We start from the raw sequence: 17,670 nt of genomic DNA, 5'->3' as shown, positions 1-17,670 counted from the left end.
TATGCCATTATTATTACCGGTAAAAGGTGTTTACCCTGCGATGGGTAAGAATTGTTTTCTTGCAGAAAATTCTACTATAGTTGGTGATGTTACCATGGGTGATCATTGTTCTGTTTGGTTCAATGCTGTGATCAGGGGTGATGTAAATTATATTACCATTGGTGATAATACCAATATTCAGGATGGTGCTGTTATTCATTGTACTTATTTAAAGGCCGCCACAATTATTGGTAGTAATGTTTCAATTGGTCATAATGCTCTTGTTCATGGTTGTACTTTACAAGATCATGTGCTAATTGGAATGGGGGCAATTGTAATGGATCATGCCATTGTTGAAGAGTTTTGTATAATTGCTGCGGGAGCTATTGTTCTCGAAAATACTGTTTGTGAATCCGGATTTCTATACGCAGGTATACCAGCCAGGAAAATTAAACCACTGACGGAAGAACAGATCGCTTTATTAAAGAAATTGCCTGAAAACTATAAGATGTATTCTAATTGGTTTATTCCGGATTCGGAATAATAACATTCTCTTCCAGATCCCAGTTCGGTCGCAGGGATATAGTTTTATCAAATGTCCAGGTGTCTTCAGGTTGTTTTTTTAATATAACATTTCCAGTATCCCATTCACCATTATTATTCGCGTCATAGATAACTCTTATTCTATACTTTGCTGTGGGATATCTTGTGTAATTTAGTAGAGAGTTCTTACTTATACGGTCTTGTCTTAAGGCCTTATCATTGTCACCTAGCCACTGGATAATATAGTTTTTGCTCGTATCAGGAACAGTTATTTTTATGGAAATACTGCCATAGTTATCCTCACTGTCAAGCTCAAACTTTCTGGCATAAGCCTTTGTTTTATTTTCCAATATATCTGTAAAGGCATTATTTTCCAGTCTCAGTATATATTGTTTTTTTAATTTCCAGGGATATTTTATGTTATAGGTTCTGGGATTTCTTTCGTTTTTCACTATTTCAAAACCCCTGATAGCAATTGAGTCTTCCAGTATGCTTATGAGTTTGTCATCATAAGATTTTATGGGTGATGAAAACTTTATTGCAAGTTCAGAACCTGGTCTGATCTTGGTACCGATAATGTTATCTGTAATGTTTAGCAATGGGGTATAAGTATCTCTTTTGTTTCTTCGTAAGATAACCGTATCTAAACTTTTCTCTTTCGAATTCACAGCCACTTTGAGGGAATCAAATGTTAGTTCTGGCAGCCAGATTATTGCAGAATCTCTTATGTTTGAAAATTCAACAGTTTTGCTTGTATTGAGAGCAGATGGTTCTAAAATGTTTACGGAGGGATCCTGTATTGGTTTATTGAATGTTAAAGTGACCCGTCCATCTGACTCGATCTTTCTATCCAAAACTGAAAATATTTTTGGAACTTCCTTAAATACCTGTAACTCTATATTGCTTGTGTCTTTATTCAGATTAATTGGCTCATTCAAAAATCCGATCTCTTCTGAATTTCCATTATAGATTCGATCTCCACCCTGTTCATTAAGGGCATAAATTCTATATTTATCTGCTCTTAGATTTGATAATTTAAAGCTTCCTGAAGTATCGGTGGTGGTGAAGAAGCTTGCTTTCTTTTTCCCAAATAATGAATCCTGGCTAATTGGTAAAATAAAGACAGTAACGTCTTTTAGATTTTGTTTGGTTAGTGAGCTAATTACTTTTCCGGAAATTGAAAGCGAATCTATTTCATTACCGGTTGAGAAAACATAGCTATAATTTTTAAGGATGTTACCCTCATTCACGTCCGCTATTGCTTTTCCAAAATTTATGGTATATGTAGTGTTTTTCTGCAACTCTTCTTCAAAGCTAATTTGCAATATTTCTTTTCTTGCTTTGTAAGTGGGAGGAATGTCCATCGCCGGAGATACACTGATCTCTGTAAATTCATTACTGAGTTTTACGAATTCATCAAACTCTATTTCAATTTTTGAAGCTGTAAAATTCCTTGTTAAATTTTTCGGCAGTTCTTTTACTATGACCGGTTGGATCGTGTCTCTTGGTCCGCCGGTTGGAGATTGAACGCTCGCACATGATATCAGGAACAGGGAGTAAAAAAATACTAAGCCCGGAACTGTTAAAAATATTGTCCTTTTAATATTAGCCATTTTTAAGCCCTCTGGCAGATTTTATATTGTTTTGGAATTATCATATTGCCACATAGCTGAAAGTGTCTTGTATACAATATTTTCAAATCACTTTTTTTATTTGTTAAGTATTTATAAATCAATACTTTATAAACTATCTACTCATGTGAACCATTAAAACGGATATATCTGATGGTGAGACCCCTGAAATTCTGGAAGCCTGCCCTAAAGTTCTTGGTTTAATCTTCATTAACTTTTCCCGTGCTTCTTTTGAAAGTGATATAAGTCCGTGGTAATCGAATTCCGGATTTATTACCTGATCTTCCATCCTTTTCATTTTATCTACTATTTCCAGTTCTTTTTCAAAATAGCTTTCGTACTTAACTTTTATTTCTGCTTGCTCAACGGTCTCACGATCATAATTACCCAGAAGTTTATCAAAAATAGTATCTGCTTTTCTAAGATCTGCAAAACTGATCTGAGGTCTGGTTATCAATTGGAACATTTTCACGTTTTGTGATATTCCTGGTGTGCCTTGAATTTCAAGAACGGTATTGACTGCATCCGGTCCGATCGATGTATTTTTCAAATAGGCTACAATGGTGTCAGCATTTTTTATTTTCTGATTTACTTTTTCAAGTCTTGCATCATTTATCAGGCCCAGTTTATGTCCAATTGGGCTCAACCTGATGTCTGCGTTATCCTGACGTAATAATAGTCTGTGCTCCGCTCTGGATGTGAACATTCTATAGGGCTCTTCTGTTCCTTTAGTAACCAGGTCATCGATTAGTACACCAATATATGATTCTGCTCTCTTAAGAATTAAATCTTCTTTTTCATTTATTTTCTGGTGTGCGTTAATGCCAGCCATGAATCCCTGACATGCTGCTTCTTCATATCCTGTAGTTCCATTGATTTGGCCTGCGAAATATAAGTTCTCAATTTTTTTGGTCTCAAGCGTTAAACTCAATTGCGTAGGAGGGAAGAAATCATATTCTATTGCGTATCCCGGTCTGAACATTTTTGCATTTTCAAAACCTGGTATTTTTGTTAAGGCTCTATATTGAACATCTTCAGGAAGAGAAGTTGAGAATCCGTTGACATAAATTTCGACAGTATTCCACCCCTCTGGTTCTACAAAGATCTGGTGTCTGTCTCTTTCGGCAAAGCGGTTTATCTTATCCTCAATTGAGGGACAATACCTTGGCCCCAGTCCTTTAATTCTCCCTGTGAACATTGGTGATTTCTCAAAACCTTCTTTCAGGGTTTCGTGTACTTCTGAATTTGTATAGGTGATCCAGCAGCATCTTTGTTCTTTAGGAAGTTCTACATCTGTATAGGAGAATCTTCCTCTGTCTTCATCACCCCATTGTTCTTCCATTTTTGAGTAGTCGAGTGAACGACCATCAACTCTTGGTGGAGTGCCTGTTTTCATCCTGCCAGCTTCAAACCCAAGCTCTACTAATTGTTCAGTTATTCCGGTAGCTGATTTTTCTCCTGTTCTGCCGCCTCCAAATTTTTTCTCCCCAATATGTATTATGCCGTTAAGGAATGTACCATTTGTTAATACAACCGATCTTGATTTTATCTTTATACCCAACGATGTTCTAACTCCGCAAACCTTGTTGTCTTCAATCAACAATGACGTTGCTGTATCCTGCCAGAAATCTACATTAGGTGTACGTTCGAGGGCTAATCTCCATTCTTCTGCAAACCTCTTTCTATCACTTTGCGCTCTTGGACTCCACATGGCCGGCCCTTTTGAGCTGTTCAGCATTCTGAACTGCAAGGTTGTTTTGTCTGTTATGATTCCTGAGTAACCACCAAGAGCATCTATCTCACGTACAATTTGTCCTTTGGCTACGCCGCCCATGGCTGGGTTGCAGCTCATTTGTGCTATCGTTTCCATATTCATGGTGATTAGCAAAACCTTTGAACCCAGATTCGCCGCCGCCGCCGCTGCTTCGCAGCCAGCATGTCCGGCACCAACTACAATTACATCGTATCTGTCAAACATTTTTATGGATGTTCCACGTGGAACAATTATATATTTTAAAATTAATCATTACTATTTACAATTGTTTCACGTGGAACACGCTTAACAAAAGAACTTAATGCCGCCAAAACCCAAACGCCTTCCAGTATCACGAAAGGGTAGAAGGCTATCAGGTAGGATGAATAACCGCAAAGTCCGGCACCCACAATATTAAGTCCGCTGTACCATTTGCTGTCAGTACTCATGATCTTTCTCAGGTTTAGAAAAAAAGCGATCAGTAATAGGGTGACTCCAACGGATGCTATTATATCTGACTGGCTCATATGCTTTCTTTTAAATCAGTTAGTTCGAGCCATCTCATCGTCTTGGTGTCTATATTGTCTTTTAGATCCTTGATCTTAATTGCTATTTCTGATAATTTGGTATGATCTGTTATGCCGGAGTTTAGTTCTGAAGTTAAAATCTCAACCTGTTTTTCGAGCTCTTTTGTTTCTGTTTCCAGTCCCTGAAGCTCCTTTTCTTCTTTAAAACTTAATTTTCGTTTCTGTACTTCTGGTTCAGAATTGCTTATTTCTGCTTTCGAACTTGATTTGGCGGGCTTTTTTGGTTCTTCCTGTTCGAGTCTGTAATCCGTGTAATTACCTGAATAGATATGTACATTTCCATCCCCTTCAAAAATAAATAGTTGGTCAGTTAGCCTGTCTATTAAATATCTATCGTGAGAGACCAGCATTAAAATACCCGGGAAATTAAGTAAAAAATCCTCCAGTACATTTAAGGTATCGATATCCAGATCATTGGTCGGCTCATCCAGAATCAGATAATTAGGATTCTTCATGAGCACCCGCATTAACTGAAGTCTTTTCTTTTCACCACCGCTAAGCTTGTTTACCATTCCGTACTGTTTGGCCGGCGGAAAAAGAAAGTGGGTGAGTACCTGGCTGGCGGTCATATTTTTCCCATCAGCCATAGTAATGTATTCAGCGATATTTTTTACAACATCGATCACACGTTCATCTTCTTTAAATTCCAGACCACCCTGACGGTAATATCCGAATACGGTGGTTTCTCCTACAAGAACTTTACCACTATCGGGTTTAATTGCACCAGTTACAATATTGAGAAGTGTAGATTTTCCTGTTCCGTTCTTACCAGCCACCCCAATTCTGTCACCTTTTTTAAAGGTATAGCTAAAGTTATTAATGACAGGTTTTCCGTTAAATGCTTTGCTGATATTTTCCAGTTCCAGGATCTTATTTCCTTGTCTTGATACATTAACGCTTAACTCTAAAGAAGATTTTACGTTACGCCCTTTAGTTTTTTCTTCCAGGTCGTAGAATGAATCAATTCTCGATTTTGATTTGGTAGTTCTTGCTTTGGGTTGTCTGCGCATCCACTCAAGTTCTCTCTTCAGGAGGTTTGTGTTTTTGCTGAAGGAGGCATCTTCCGCAGCATTTTGTTCTGCTTTTTTCTCAAGGTAATAACTGTAATTACCGTTGAAGTTTTGAAGCTTTCCACGGTCAAGTTCTATGATCCTTGATGAAACATTATCCAAAAAATATCTGTCGTGCGTTACAAGCAAGATGGTCTTTTGTCCGCCGGTCATATAACTTTCCAACCATTCAATAGTTTCAATATCCAGGTGGTTGGTAGGCTCATCAAGAATGTAAACATCCGGATCGTCAATAAGTAATTTTGCCAGAGCCAGACGCTTTCTTTGTCCGCCGGACAGGGTTGCTATTTTCTGCTCCAGATGCTGTATCCCCATTCTTCCCAGAATGGTCTTTATTTCATATTCATATTCCCAGGCATTGGCATTACTCAGCTCATCCATAAGTCTGTTCAGGAGCTTTTCATCATGAACTTCCTGTTCAACAGCTTCTTCATATTGCCTGATTAGCTGTTGCCTTTCATTTCCTATGGAGTAAATAAAATCGCTTATTGTTTCCTGATTCTGGAATTGTGGATCCTGTTCCAGGTATCCTATTCTCAGGTCTCTTTCGGTTACCACTTTTCCCAGACTTGGCGCCAGTATACCTGATAGTATACGAAGCAGGGTAGATTTACCCGTTCCGTTAATACCAACCAGCGCTACCCGGTCTCCTTTATTCAGACCAAAGTACAGATCTTTAAAAAGCCAGTTATCATTAAATGAATGCCCTAATTGTTCGGTTGATAATATGCTCACGCTAATTCTTGTATTTGTATGGAAGGATATATAAAAGTGCCTTTCAGGTCTTTTATTGATTGATTAAGCATCACTTTAGCCACATCGGCTGCTTTGATGCTTCTGTATTTCTTTAGTGGCCCTATCAGGAGCGGATCTATCAGACTTGAAATTGGTTTCATGATTTTGTCGGCCAGACGATTCTCTTTACGCTCACCAATTAAAAATGAAGGTTGATAAATATGCAATGATGGAATATTTAGTTTTTTTAATTCTTGCTCCAGTTCTCCTTTTAGTTTGAGATAGGAGTTTGAAGATTCAGCATCCGCACCAAGAGAAGAAATAATATGAAATTGTGAAACCCCATTCTGCAGACCGAACTTTGCCAGGTTCAATGGATACTCCAAATCTATTTTTCTGTATAATGCAGGATCCGGAGTTTCACTTTTGGTTGTTCCGAGACAGCTATATATTATATCTCCTTGAATTTCAGATGAATAGGTGTTTAGTTCGTCGAAATTCAGGATCAATTCCTTAACTTTAGGATTAGAAATACCAGTTGATCTTCTAAGTACCAGGAGAATCTCTGATATCGCCTCCGACCGGATCAGCTCTGACAATAAGTTACTGCCAATAAGTCCGCTTGCCCCAACTAAAATGACTCTATATGGCATTTATTTTGATAATTAATGAGCAAAGGTACGCATATTAGGTTTGGAATTAATATTGTGTGTTTAAACATGTAATTAAAAATCAACAATATGAAGAAGATTATCCACCGCGCTGCAGATCGAGGAATTCAAGATCACGGCTGGCTGAAGGCAGCACATTCATTTAGTTTTGCTCAATATCATGATCCGGCAAAAGTTCATTTTGGCCTATTAAGGGTATTGAATGATGATATTATAGCTCCTGGTATGGGCTTCGGGACTCATGGCCATGATAATATGGAGATCGTTACCATCCCTCTGAAGGGTACTTTGGCTCATAAAGACAGCCTGGGCTCAATTGGTAATATTAAGTATGGTGAAGTTCAGGTTATGTCTGCAGGTAAGGGTATTCAGCATTCGGAATTTAACGGTTCTTCCGACGAAGAGGTTAATTTGCTTCAGCTCTGGGTATTTCCAAAAGAACGTAATATTGAACCCCGTTATGATCAGATGCAATATGATCTTGAGAAAGCGAATAATTCATTTTTGACAATCGTTTCGCCAGTTAAGGTTGAAAATGTTATGTGGATCAATCAGGATGCATTTTTTAGTTTGGGTACTTTTGATGCAGATTCAAAGGCCAGCTATAAGATCCAGCATCCCGGAAACGGAGCCTATGTCTTTTTTATTGAAGGACAAGGAATAGTTGATGATACCTTATTGGAGAAGCGCGATGCGGCAGGTGTATATGATACTGAAGAAATTGAATTTGATTTCAAGGAAAACTCAAAGGTTCTGATAATTGAAGTTCCAATGCAATAATATTTAGAACGCTCTCTTTGACAGGTAAAGGTCTTCCTTATCTGTCATGAGAGCTTTCGCTTCTTTTCCCTTATCAGCATAGCCCAGAAGATGCAGGGTGCCATGTATCATTACCCGGTGGAGTTCATCCTCGGTTTTTACTTTAAAGCCCTGTGCATTCTCCTGAATGCGTTCTAAGCTGATAAAGATATCGCCCACAATTTCTCCCTTTTTTTCACTGTTGTCGAATGTAATGATGTCTGTAAAGGTATCGTGTTTCAGATACTGCTGATTCATTGACAGGAGGTAATTATCGCTGCAAAAGATAAAGTTCAGTTCCCGGAGTTTAAACCCCTCCTCAACAATTGTATTTTTTATCCAGGTCCTGAGCAGGCCCTTATGTTTTAAAGTAAAGGATATGTCTTCAGAAAAAAAATGTATTGGTAACTGACTCATTAAATTTTAAAATGAAGCTCGAGCTCATTTCCTTTTGAGTTAAAGATACATTGATCGGCAAGTTTCTTAATAATAAAAACACCTCTTCCAGTTAGATTTTCAAGATTTTCAGGAGCTGTTGGATCTGGTAGATTATTGAAGTCAAACCCTTCACCCTCGTCAGAAACAGTGAATATTAAGCGTTTATCTTCAATTACCTCCAGGTTAATATATACTTTCTTATCGAGGTTTTGACGATTGCCATGGACAATCCCATTGATTACAGCCTCACTCAGGCAAGTAAGTACATTGGCATATATCTCATCGCTGAATCCGTACTTTACGCTCAGTTCATCGATAAAATTTTCCATCAGAGTAATGCTGTCAATCCTGGAGGGTAACTGCAGCGTATACAATGAAGTATTATCTGAATATTCTGTCTGATTAATCATTTATTGCCCGAATTTAAAAATTTAAAATAGTCTCCCACTTTTATTTTATAAAATGAATTTAAAGAGGGAGGTACTGTCTTAAGCAAATCGGTCTCTTTTTGCTTAATTTTGAGATAGTCCTGCAATATTATTGAATTTATTGGTGCTTGATTGACTCCCTCCTTACTTTCTCTTTTTTCATCCTCTTCACGTTCCCGCTCGGCTTTATCGGCTTCAAGTAATTTACTCAGAATTTCCTGCTGTCTGGTTAATGTTTCCTGTTTTATTCTTTTGTTTACGAGATCGGTCTCTGTTTGTTCCATCTCTTTCACTAATTTATCAAGATTACCTAAGCCTGCCTTTCCATCTTTATTCACTAATTTGTTGATTTCCTGCATGGCTTGTCTTATGATTTGTTGTTCTCTTGCCATTTTAGCAAGTTGCTCACTCATGGCGCCACTGCGATTTCCCTGCTGACCAGGTGCCTGTTGTCCCTGTTTCTGCATCTCGTCCCGGGCTTTTTGCATGTTTTTGTTCAATTGCTCCTGCATTTTACTGAGTTGCGAAAGGCTCTGCTTCTTTTTGCCTTTTCCACCGGGCTTACTATTCTGCTGCGACTGTTGTAATTGCTCAAGTGCCTCATTTAACATTAAAGCCAAATTATTGATCGATGTCATAGCAAATTGTTGATTGCGGTTAGCCTCCGCAGTTCGACGCTCGCCAAGACTTTCAATTGCTTTTGTCACGTTTAAATTTATGGTCTGTATTTCTTTGTTAACAACAGACTGAATCTGAGGAACCTTTTTACTTAGTGAATAAAGGCTGTCTTCGATCATTTTCAGATTGATCTGAATATCTTTCTGTTTTTGTGTTTGTAATATATATCCGGGATCGCTCGTGTTAATGCTTCTCACTTCCTGCATTGTTTTTTCCTGGTCGAATGAACTGCTAAGAAGGTTTTCAAGTACTTCCCTTAATTCTTTGGCATTTACCTCATTTTCTTTCTCTTCGCCCTCCTCCTGCATTTTCTCTAATTTCTTGGAAAGCTCTTTCATTTTGTCAGCAGCTTGTTTTTGATTTTGAGCAGCCTTTTTCTGATCCTTCTTTTCCAGATTTTCTGAACTTTCTTTTTGTTGCTGCTCTATCTGGTCCTGATCCTTTTCCGGGTTCTCGAAATTGTTTTTTTGCTCCAGCTCCTCGTTTTTCTGCTCCAGCTTATTCAGTTCAGATTCCAGGTCTTTAAATTCTTCTTTTAAAACGTTTTGCTCATCCTTTAGTTTTTGGATATCTGTATTTTTTTCAAGCGACTTTTCGCTAAGTGCTTCCTGCTCTTTTGCCAATTCACCTAGTTTTTCAATAGTTTCACTTAGCTTCTGGTCAAACTCCAGCTGCTTGTAGAGTTCCAGGATCCGGTCGAGCTCTTTTTGCAATGATTTATTATCCATCTGCATTTTGGATAGCTCTTCCCTGGTTTGGTTATTATTGTTTTTATCGAGTAGTTTTTCAATGTTTTTTAAAATTTCTCTGGTTTTCTCATCAAGCACATTATTGAACAGGTTTTCGATCTGTTTTTGTTTTTCAAGAATCTGTTCATTTTGTTCATTCTGCTCAAATTGATTTTGTTTGTTTTCTTTCTGTATTTCCTTTACCAGTTCTTCGAGTTCACTTTGTTTTTGGAGAAGGTTTTCAATTTGTTTCTTCTCTTCGTATGAAAGATTCTTTTTATTAAGCAGATCCTGATTTAGTTTTTTGGCTTCCTTTTCTACCTGGCCCGACTTTTTAATGGCCTGTTCCATTTTTTCCTTGATCTGTTCAGCGTTTTTTTCAAGTTGTTCATCTATTTCCTTTTCAGATGGCATTTTTAATGTTTTAATAGCCGATCTGCTAGCTTTAGGGCCATTGACGCCGTCATTATCAAACACTTCAAAATAATATTCCACCTGTTCGCCTGGCTCAGCTCCGGCTTCGGTTGCATTCCAGGCATGTATGAAATTGCTCTGAAGTGCGTTTTTGTCGAATTCAACAGTTTTTATATAGGGTTTAACCTTATTTTCCGAATCCTGAGATAATAATCTGTAATTGAAAGTTAGTTTTGAAAATCCATGATCATCATTGATCTGTCCTACAAAATAAAGCAGTTTACTATTCACCGAATCCTGCCTTTCATTAACTTCAATAACCGGAGTCAGATCAGGAATAACCTGGAGTTGATAACTTACTGCCTGGGATGATTCTACACCCTTATTGATGGGTTTAACGCTGTAGATCAGATTTTTTGTAGCCTTGTATGTAAAACTGAATACATTGTCGTCTGACTGACTAAGCAGATAACTTTTGGTGTCCATTTTAATATCAAGCTGCTCACTGTTTTGGGCATTAAATTTCCAGTTGATTTTTGATCCCTCAGGAATGGTCATATCTCCAGTGTTTTTAAGCACTTCATTGCTCTTATTCAGATAAGTGGGATACTCAATAAATACCTCAAAATTAATGATAGTTGGTTTTGCCTTGACTTCCAGCAAATAGTCGTTAGAGCTGAATTCACCACCCCTGAGTCTTATTTTTTTACTGCTCTGAAGATTCTTGAACGTATAATTAAATCGGATAATATTTTCCCGGTTAAGCTTGAATGTATTAATCCCGTCTTCCAGGTATAGTTCAGAAGGGATCTCATTACCAGTAAGCTTAACCATAAGGGTATAATCGCTTCCCTGCACAGCAGATAATTTATCGTTCAGGATTTCGAAGTTGAATGGTGCTTTTTTAATAAAACGTTTATTGTGATTGATTAATCGCTCAGTACTTTCGCTTAAAATTGATGGAGAAGCAAAGAATAGGAAAACAAAAATGGCCATGGGTGCCATTGCATATTTCAAATATTTACGGTTTTCTTTTATATGTATTGCTGAGGTAAAAGGAACGGGCCGGAGATCTGCAATTTTCTGATTTATACTAGCATCAATTAGTGAGCGCTGTTCAGGGTTTGAATCGGAAAGCTTTTTAAGTTGAAGTGTATTCAGTAGTTTATCTTTTACGGGCGCAAAATGCTGTCCGATAATGGCTGAAGCCTGTTCATGAGACAGGGTTTTTCCAAGCCTGAAGTAAGACAATAAGGGAATTAGAATATAACCTGTTATAACGAAAAGGTTTCCGGCAATAAATGAATAGAAAAGAATGCTTCGAACAAGGGGGTCAAAATGACCAAAATATTCAGCCGTTGTTACAAGAATATACGCGGCAAAAAGTGAAGAAACTAGAAATATACAACCCTTTACAACCTTATTGAGGTAATATTTACGGATAAACCCGTCAATTTTATTTATAAGATAGACGTAGTTTTCTTCTGAACCCTTCATTGTTAATTTTACACGTCAATTTATTAACATGAAATTAACGAAATATGTTCATTATTAGTGTAATCATAGGATATCAACACCAATTTGTGACATAAATCCATACAAAATGTATTATTTTTTCTTTAGAAGTACTACGTTGGCAACTTTTCTCTGTCCTTCATGATCCCATTTTCTATTATCAGTAGGGTAATTCACAACTCCGGTTTCCATATAGTTATTGATCCATAATGTGGTAGATCCGCCACCGTCGAGATTAATTGCATCATCGGCATTGAGCCAGCGCATTAGTTTGGTAAGTTCGAATAGGCTCATACCAGCGGAGTTAGCGTTACGGCCATCGACTGTGATAAGCAAAACTCGTTTATTTTTTGTAATCGCAACTGCTGTTCGCGGATGTCTGGTTTTATTAAATGCATTGGCCGGATCCAGTTTTTCATCTGTTTGATCCATGATCAGAAGAGGGCCGCTCACCATTATATCTTCCCCTTCAAGCGCTTTTTCCCAATCCGGTGTTCCATCCCATTTGGCAATAGTTATCCTGCCCTTGTTTATTACAAGGGCCGAACTCTGGTGACCAGCTCTGTTTCCGTTTTTTCCAAGCCGATTTTCGTTAATTACAATCCCGTCAGACTTAATATGATCTACAGATCCTCCTTTTGCAATATCAAAGAAAGTACCATTAAGTGCTGCTATTGCATTGGCTTGTTTTCCGAAATCGCTGGTGGTGATCAGCTTTTTAGCATCATACCCAAGATCAAATTCAAGCTTTTTCTTTTGTTTAATTTCCAGGACACTTACAAACTGATTGGAGTTAAATAGTGTGTTTTGGAACCAGAATGTTTTAAGGACAACTCCGGGATTTATCTTTTCTTTTTTCCATTCAGCATTTACCACTGCAAGTGAGTCTGATTGGGCAAAAACCCCGAAGGTTATGAAGACCGAAAAAAAAGTACTTAATAGAATTGCTTTCATGGTGCTAATATATTGAATAGCTACCAATAAAAAAGCCCCATGCCGGTTTAGACATGGGGCTTTTGAGATTATGATCTTTATTTCTTTGGATCCAGGGCTTCTTCAATACGAACAAGCACATCTTCCAGGTGTGATTTGATCACCGGACTAGAATATCTTGGTAATGCAGACTTAACCTGAACTGATAATAATTTAAGCTCCTGTCTTGCCATAGGGCGAATATCTGACTGGGATACATCAATTTGCGGACCTGCAAAAGCTGCAAACTGAGGCGGAACCGGAGTTTCGTTCTCATTCAACAAATAAGACATTCTTTCAATATAAGCTCTCTGCAAATTACGACGGTAGGTATCCACATTGGCACCTGTCTTTAATTCAGACCAGATACCATTCCTAAGATCTGAAAGTAATTCTCCCATATCATAAGCATTGGCTCCATTCTTCACAGAATTATCTATCACCCTGCTTAAACGTGAAAAGTCAAGTATTCCATTTAAAACACCAACTTGTGTTCTTCTAAGGCGATCAACTATCCCGGCATTATCAAACTTATTTAATACCTGCTGATCAAGCATCCAGTTTGGTGTGACAAAAGCCTGGTCGTTAATAAACTTAAGGGCTGTTTTTTGTTTGTCTTGAGCAACATGCGTGTAAACCGGACCTTTTTGCTCGTAGGTTTTATCGTTTTCATAGATTCCACCAATATTTGAACGTACATGTCCCATATAGCGATTCCATTGTCCAAGTACTTCTCCATAAAGTTCCTTCAGGTTATCGTATGGTTTTCCCTCTTCGTAGGTCCATTTTTCGATATTCGGAAGGATACGCTTTAAATTAGCAATTCCGTACTGTGATGCTTTTACCGCATCATCGCCAAGATCTTCAGATTGAGCACGCGGATCAATTGGATTACCGGTTTGCTGACCATAGAAATAAACAGGGTTTCCGGCTCTTTCAATGGTCCACTTGTTTAGTGTTTTTGCTTCTTCTTCAGGTGTTTGATTATCAAACCAGGAATAACCCCATTTGATAGCCCATTTGTCGTAGTCACCAATGCCAGGATATAAAACAACTCCTTCATCACCTGGTTGAGCAATATAGTTGAAACGGGCATAGTCCATGATCGAAGGTGCAGTACCGCCCATTCTTTTTGTGAATGAAGGTGAACGTAAGGAATCAACAGGGTATGCAACACTTGAACCAAAGTTATGTGGAAGTCCTAAAGTGTGTCCAACTTCATGGGATGAAACAAAACGGATCAATTGACCCATTACTTCATCCTTAAACTTCGGAGTACGGGCATCCGGGTTTATCGCTGCAGTTTGAACGAAGAACCAGTTACGTACAAGGTTCATCACATTGTGGTACCAACCAATATCAGATTCCATAATTTCGCCGGAACGCGGATCAGAAATATGTGGTCCGTATGCGTTGGCAATGTTAGAAGCAAAATAACGAATAACAGAATAACGCGCATCTTCAGGTGACCAATCAGGATCATTTGCAGGTGCCTCAAGAGCAGTGATCGCATTTTTAAATCCGGCCGCCTCAAATGCTGCATTCCAATCCTTAACTCCTGCAATCAGGTAAGGTCTCCATTTTGCAGGTGTTGCAGGATCGATATAGTAAACGATCTGTTTTTTGGGTTCAACCAATTCACCACGCTTATAAGCTTCAGGATCTTTTGGCTCCAGTTTCCAGCGATGGATATATCTGGTAACCTGTGCTTTTTGAGCGTCAAGACCATAATCGGTTTGACTTTGACCGAAAAACCCTACTCTGTCATCCGAAAAACGCGCTTTGTAAGGATTTTTGGGTAAAAGTAACATAGAGTTATGAATTTCAACGGTCATTGAACCAATTGATTTGTCGCCCGGAGCATCTGTCGCCCGGTATGTTTTTAAAGAACGTACTTCAATATTTATCGGGAAAGATTTGATCGTATCAATATAGGTACGAGCCTCATCCATCGTAGTAATTTTATACTGGGTTCGCAGAGACTGGGGTAATCCAAGAGATTGAACATCCTTTGAAAATAGTTCAGTCACATCAATTACCACCGAGCTGGAATCCTTATTGATCGCTTTGATATCAAAGGCTGATAATACGGCTTCCAGATTCGAGTTTTTTACGGACTCAAACATATCTGTTTTTTCTCCGGCGATGTTGCGGTAAGAAGGGATACGGATGAATACCTGTTTATCGCGTTTTTGCCATTTCCAGATCTGTTCATTTAACTCTTCACCACCGTAGGTTCCGTCAACTGTTGGTGTTTTTGCATAGCGGGTAACCACCAACATCTCACGATTAAACAGTGAATCAGGAATCTCATAGAAATATTTTCCATCCAGACGATGAACTTTGAAAAGTCCCTTATCTGTCTTTGCCTTATCTGTAATAACCTCCTTATATGGCTTAATGCCCGGTTTAGGTGGTGTTGCCGGCGTTGCCGGAGTAGTTGGTTTAGCTGGATCCTGAGCCGGAGCATCACTTTTTCTGCGATCCTGGGCTTGTATGTCATTCAAGCCAAATGCAATTACAAGCGCTGCTAATGCAGCAACCCGCATGTTGCGTAATTTTGTTGCCATAGTTAATTTTATAATGGGTTAGTTTATTCTAATCTACAAATTTAGAATTTGAACCGACTTTTGAATATTATTTATCAGTATATCATAATAAAATTACAGAACTGTGAAATAGGCTGATATATAGCCCAAATACACTGTATTTGGACCTGTTATCAAAATTGAGCATTCGGAATTTTGATTAGATCAGGTGTTCCTTCATAGTTTTATTTTCTTTGGTTTTATCAGAATTCCAGTAGTTTGAAATCTGGTACTGATATTAATTAGTTTATAATTGAGCTTCTTTATCAGGTATATGTGAACCTAAGTTCTCAGCGGTCAATAGCTTTAGGTAATTCTTTTCTATTTTTATAGAATTCTATTGGCTCTGATAATAAGATCTTGTTTATAGTTGATGGAGAAACATTAAAGAGAATCGAATCTAATGAAAATAAAGACTTTGATTTGGGTACTAATTACTCTATTGAGTTTAGAGAATTTGACAGCCAAAACGATCCGGCCGGGAAAAATTCTTAAAATGATCAGGAGATCAGCAGTTCTAAATGAACATTTTACCGGCTTCGCTTTGTATGACCTGGATAAGAGAAAAATGATAGGGGGGCAGAATAGCGAGAAGCATTTTACACCAGCATCGAACACCAAATTATTTACATTTTACGCTGGTCTAAAGCTTTTAAAAGATTCGGTTGCCGGTTTGAGTTATATTGAACGGGGCGACTCATTGATATTCTGGGGCACTGCAGACCCAAGTTTCCTAAATCGGGATTTTAAACAACAAGGGATAGTACAAAAGTTGAATTCTTCCGCAAAAAAGCTCTACTGGGCAAATGGCTTATTTACGGGCGATTTTTATGGTGCTGGCTGGACATATGATGATTACAATGAATATTATCAGCCGGAAATGTCTGAGCTACCGGTTTATGGAAACTCCATTTATTTCAGGAGTTCGAACAATGCTTTACACAGTTATCCTGAATTCAACTCCGGAGGTGTATTTACACTCCTTACTGATTCGGTAATTAATTCAGGGAGATTTCGAGTAAAGCGTAATATCCTAAGTAATGAATTTCATAAATCCAATATTTCGGTTCCTTCCGGCTTCAGCCAGACGGTTCCTTTTAAGGTATCAGATGAATTGATCAGCAAATTATTAAAACAAAACATTCCAGCCTTTTCGGGCAGCCTTTCACTTAAAAAGCCCGTAAATACTAAAACATGGTATAGTATACCAACAGATACACTTTTTCGGCATATGCTATTGCCGAGTGATAATTTTATTGCTGAGCAGATCTTATTAAATATTGCAGCAACAAATGGGATGGAAATGAATACTTCAGTAGTCATCGATTATGTAATCAAGAACTATTTGTCTGATCTGCATGATAAAGTGCAATGGGTGGATGGATCTGGCCTTTCCAGACAGAATTTGTTTACTCCACGCAGTATGGTAAGGCTTTGTGAAAAGATCTATGATGAAGTTGGAGATGAGAACAGGCTATTCGATCTCTTGCCACAGGGTGGTAAGACCGGTACTTTGAAAAACCTTTATAAATCTGACAGACCTTTTGTATTTGCCAAAACAGGAAGCCTTTCAAATAATCACAATCTAAGTGGATACCTGGTCACCCGAAAAGGAAAAAAGCTTATTTTCTCCTTTATGAATAATAACTATACAGTGTCTACAGCTGATGTAAGATCTGAAATGGAAAGAATTGTAACCTTTATTAATCAAAACTATTAAGCGATGAAAAGACTGCAAAATATATTTTTAATCCTATGCCTGTTTCTTGTTTCCTGTTCAAGTTCTGATCCTATCGTATGTGAAGATAGGGCCTGCACCATGGAATTCCGAATGGTAACCGTAAAGTTCATTGATGATTCTGGAAATGCTCAGATAGTAAAAGATTATTCCACAGTAAACAAGCGCACAGGCCGTTCAATGACCCCAAATACTGATATGGTTGTACAGGGACTTTATGTAGTAGCCAGCGATGCAGATTTAAAAGAGCTTTCTGAGAAAGGCGATATTGTCCTGGTTTCGGCAACCAATCCAAAAAACAATACTAAAATTCAGGCTGAATTTGTTATTGGGGGTGGTTTATGCATCTGTCATGTCAGTAAAATTTCAGGACCTGAAACGATAAAGATTTAAATAGTTGGGAT

Annotated in this window: 14 protein-coding genes; 4 read left to right on the top strand and 10 right to left on the bottom strand. The window is 38.1% G+C overall.

What is annotated here, in order from left to right; genetic code table 11:
- Position 1: 1 nt before the first annotated feature.
- On the top strand, positions 2 to 523 hold the full coding sequence (locus BLR27_RS07800; protein ID WP_090703203.1) for a gamma carbonic anhydrase family protein: 522 nt from the start codon (positions 2 to 4) through the stop codon (positions 521 to 523).
- On the opposite strand, the gene BLR27_RS07795 is transcribed toward BLR27_RS07800, so the two are convergent.
- The 5 genes from BLR27_RS07795 to BLR27_RS07775 all read right to left on the bottom strand — a co-directional run bounded on the left by BLR27_RS07795 (position 504) and on the right by BLR27_RS07775 (position 6,951).
- Positions 504 to 2,135: an Ig-like domain-containing domain gene (locus tag BLR27_RS07795; protein WP_245704473.1), complete on the bottom strand. Its 1,632-nt coding sequence runs from the start codon at positions 2,133 to 2,135 to the stop codon at positions 504 to 506. The two genes, BLR27_RS07800 and BLR27_RS07795, sit on opposite strands and share 20 nt — an antisense overlap.
- A gap of 133 nt (positions 2,136 to 2,268) precedes the next feature.
- Complete coding sequence (gene mnmG, locus BLR27_RS07790) at positions 2,269 to 4,131, bottom strand: tRNA uridine-5-carboxymethylaminomethyl(34) synthesis enzyme MnmG (protein WP_090703198.1); 1,863 nt, start codon at positions 4,129 to 4,131, stop codon at positions 2,269 to 2,271.
- 41 nt (positions 4,132 to 4,172) lie between these two features.
- On the bottom strand, positions 4,173 to 4,433 hold the full coding sequence (locus BLR27_RS07785) for a CBU_0592 family membrane protein (RefSeq protein WP_221406308.1): 261 nt from the start codon (positions 4,431 to 4,433) through the stop codon (positions 4,173 to 4,175).
- Positions 4,430 to 6,298, bottom strand: a complete 1,869-nt coding sequence (locus tag BLR27_RS07780) for an ABC-F family ATP-binding cassette domain-containing protein (protein ID WP_090703194.1) — start codon at positions 6,296 to 6,298, stop codon at positions 4,430 to 4,432. Before BLR27_RS07780 ends, BLR27_RS07785 begins: the two co-directional genes overlap by 4 nt.
- Positions 6,295 to 6,951 (bottom strand): NAD-dependent epimerase/dehydratase family protein, encoded by a 657-nt coding sequence (locus BLR27_RS07775; protein ID WP_090703189.1) that lies wholly within the window; start codon positions 6,949 to 6,951, stop codon positions 6,295 to 6,297. Before BLR27_RS07775 ends, BLR27_RS07780 begins: the two co-directional genes overlap by 4 nt.
- Before the next feature lie 87 nt (positions 6,952 to 7,038).
- Here BLR27_RS07775 and BLR27_RS07770 point away from each other — a divergent pair, with 87 nt between their 5' ends.
- Positions 7,039 to 7,749: a pirin family protein gene (locus BLR27_RS07770; protein WP_090703184.1), complete on the top strand. Its 711-nt coding sequence runs from the start codon at positions 7,039 to 7,041 to the stop codon at positions 7,747 to 7,749.
- Between the two features lie 3 nt (positions 7,750 to 7,752).
- On the opposite strand, the gene ybeY is transcribed toward BLR27_RS07770, so the two are convergent.
- The 5 genes from ybeY to BLR27_RS07745 all read right to left on the bottom strand — a co-directional run bounded on the left by ybeY (position 7,753) and on the right by BLR27_RS07745 (position 15,510).
- Complete coding sequence (ybeY, locus tag BLR27_RS07765; protein ID WP_090703180.1) at positions 7,753 to 8,184, bottom strand: rRNA maturation RNase YbeY; 432 nt, start codon at positions 8,182 to 8,184, stop codon at positions 7,753 to 7,755.
- Positions 8,184 to 8,615 carry an ATP-binding protein gene (locus BLR27_RS07760; protein ID WP_090703175.1) on the bottom strand — a complete coding sequence of 144 codons (432 nt, stop codon included), beginning with the start codon at positions 8,613 to 8,615 and terminating at the stop codon, positions 8,184 to 8,186. The genes ybeY and BLR27_RS07760 overlap by 1 nt, the downstream gene beginning before the upstream one ends.
- Positions 8,612 to 11,950, bottom strand: a complete 3,339-nt coding sequence (locus tag BLR27_RS07755) for a DUF4175 family protein (protein WP_090703172.1) — start codon at positions 11,948 to 11,950, stop codon at positions 8,612 to 8,614. Before BLR27_RS07755 ends, BLR27_RS07760 begins: the two co-directional genes overlap by 4 nt.
- A 111-nt stretch (positions 11,951 to 12,061) precedes the next feature.
- The gene (locus tag BLR27_RS07750) at positions 12,062 to 12,922 is read right to left on the bottom strand and encodes a phosphodiester glycosidase family protein (protein WP_090703168.1); all 861 of its coding nucleotides are present in this window, start codon (positions 12,920 to 12,922) and stop codon (positions 12,062 to 12,064) included.
- Positions 12,923 to 12,999: 77 nt separating this feature from the next.
- Entirely contained in the window at positions 13,000 to 15,510 is a 2,511-nt protein-coding gene (locus BLR27_RS07745) for a zinc-dependent metalloprotease (protein WP_245704472.1), read from the bottom strand.
- A gap of 514 nt (positions 15,511 to 16,024) precedes the next feature.
- On the opposite strand from BLR27_RS07745, the gene BLR27_RS07740 reads away from it, so the two are divergent.
- Positions 16,025 to 17,248, top strand: a complete 1,224-nt coding sequence (locus BLR27_RS07740) for a D-alanyl-D-alanine carboxypeptidase/D-alanyl-D-alanine-endopeptidase (protein WP_176767634.1) — start codon at positions 16,025 to 16,027, stop codon at positions 17,246 to 17,248.
- A gap of 3 nt (positions 17,249 to 17,251) precedes the next feature.
- Complete coding sequence (locus BLR27_RS07735) at positions 17,252 to 17,659, top strand: hypothetical protein (protein ID WP_090703161.1); 408 nt, start codon at positions 17,252 to 17,254, stop codon at positions 17,657 to 17,659.
- Positions 17,660 to 17,670 lie beyond the last annotated feature (11 nt).

Origin of the sequence: Daejeonella rubra (assembly GCF_900103545.1) — a bacterium.
Taxonomy (GTDB): domain Bacteria; phylum Bacteroidota; class Bacteroidia; order Sphingobacteriales; family Sphingobacteriaceae; genus Daejeonella; species Daejeonella rubra.
This window is presented reverse-complemented; position numbering and strand designations above follow the sequence as displayed.

Excerpts from the sequence above, each read along its gene's own strand:
- BLR27_RS07735 (WP_090703161.1), top strand. The coding sequence starts at position 17,252 with ATGAAAAGACTGCAAAATATATTTTTAATCCTATGCCTGTTTCTTGTT.
- BLR27_RS07795 (WP_245704473.1), bottom strand. The coding sequence starts at position 2,135 with ATGGCTAATATTAAAAGGACAATATTTTTAACAGTTCCGGGCTTAGTA.
- BLR27_RS07800 (WP_090703203.1), top strand. The coding sequence starts at position 2 with ATGCCATTATTATTACCGGTAAAAGGTGTTTACCCTGCGATGGGTAAG.
- BLR27_RS07775 (WP_090703189.1), bottom strand. The coding sequence starts at position 6,951 with ATGCCATATAGAGTCATTTTAGTTGGGGCAAGCGGACTTATTGGCAGT.
- BLR27_RS07750 (WP_090703168.1), bottom strand. The coding sequence starts at position 12,922 with ATGAAAGCAATTCTATTAAGTACTTTTTTTTCGGTCTTCATAACCTTC.
- BLR27_RS07785 (WP_221406308.1), bottom strand. The coding sequence starts at position 4,433 with ATGAGCCAGTCAGATATAATAGCATCCGTTGGAGTCACCCTATTACTG.
- BLR27_RS07770 (WP_090703184.1), top strand. The coding sequence starts at position 7,039 with ATGAAGAAGATTATCCACCGCGCTGCAGATCGAGGAATTCAAGATCAC.
- BLR27_RS07755 (WP_090703172.1), bottom strand. The coding sequence starts at position 11,950 with ATGAAGGGTTCAGAAGAAAACTACGTCTATCTTATAAATAAAATTGAC.
- mnmG (WP_090703198.1), bottom strand. The coding sequence starts at position 4,131 with ATGTTTGACAGATACGATGTAATTGTAGTTGGTGCCGGACATGCTGGC.
- BLR27_RS07745 (WP_245704472.1), bottom strand. The coding sequence starts at position 15,510 with ATGGCAACAAAATTACGCAACATGCGGGTTGCTGCATTAGCAGCGCTT.
- BLR27_RS07760 (WP_090703175.1), bottom strand. The coding sequence starts at position 8,615 with ATGATTAATCAGACAGAATATTCAGATAATACTTCATTGTATACGCTG.
- BLR27_RS07740 (WP_176767634.1), top strand. The coding sequence starts at position 16,025 with ATGATCAGGAGATCAGCAGTTCTAAATGAACATTTTACCGGCTTCGCT.
- ybeY (WP_090703180.1), bottom strand. The coding sequence starts at position 8,184 with ATGAGTCAGTTACCAATACATTTTTTTTCTGAAGACATATCCTTTACT.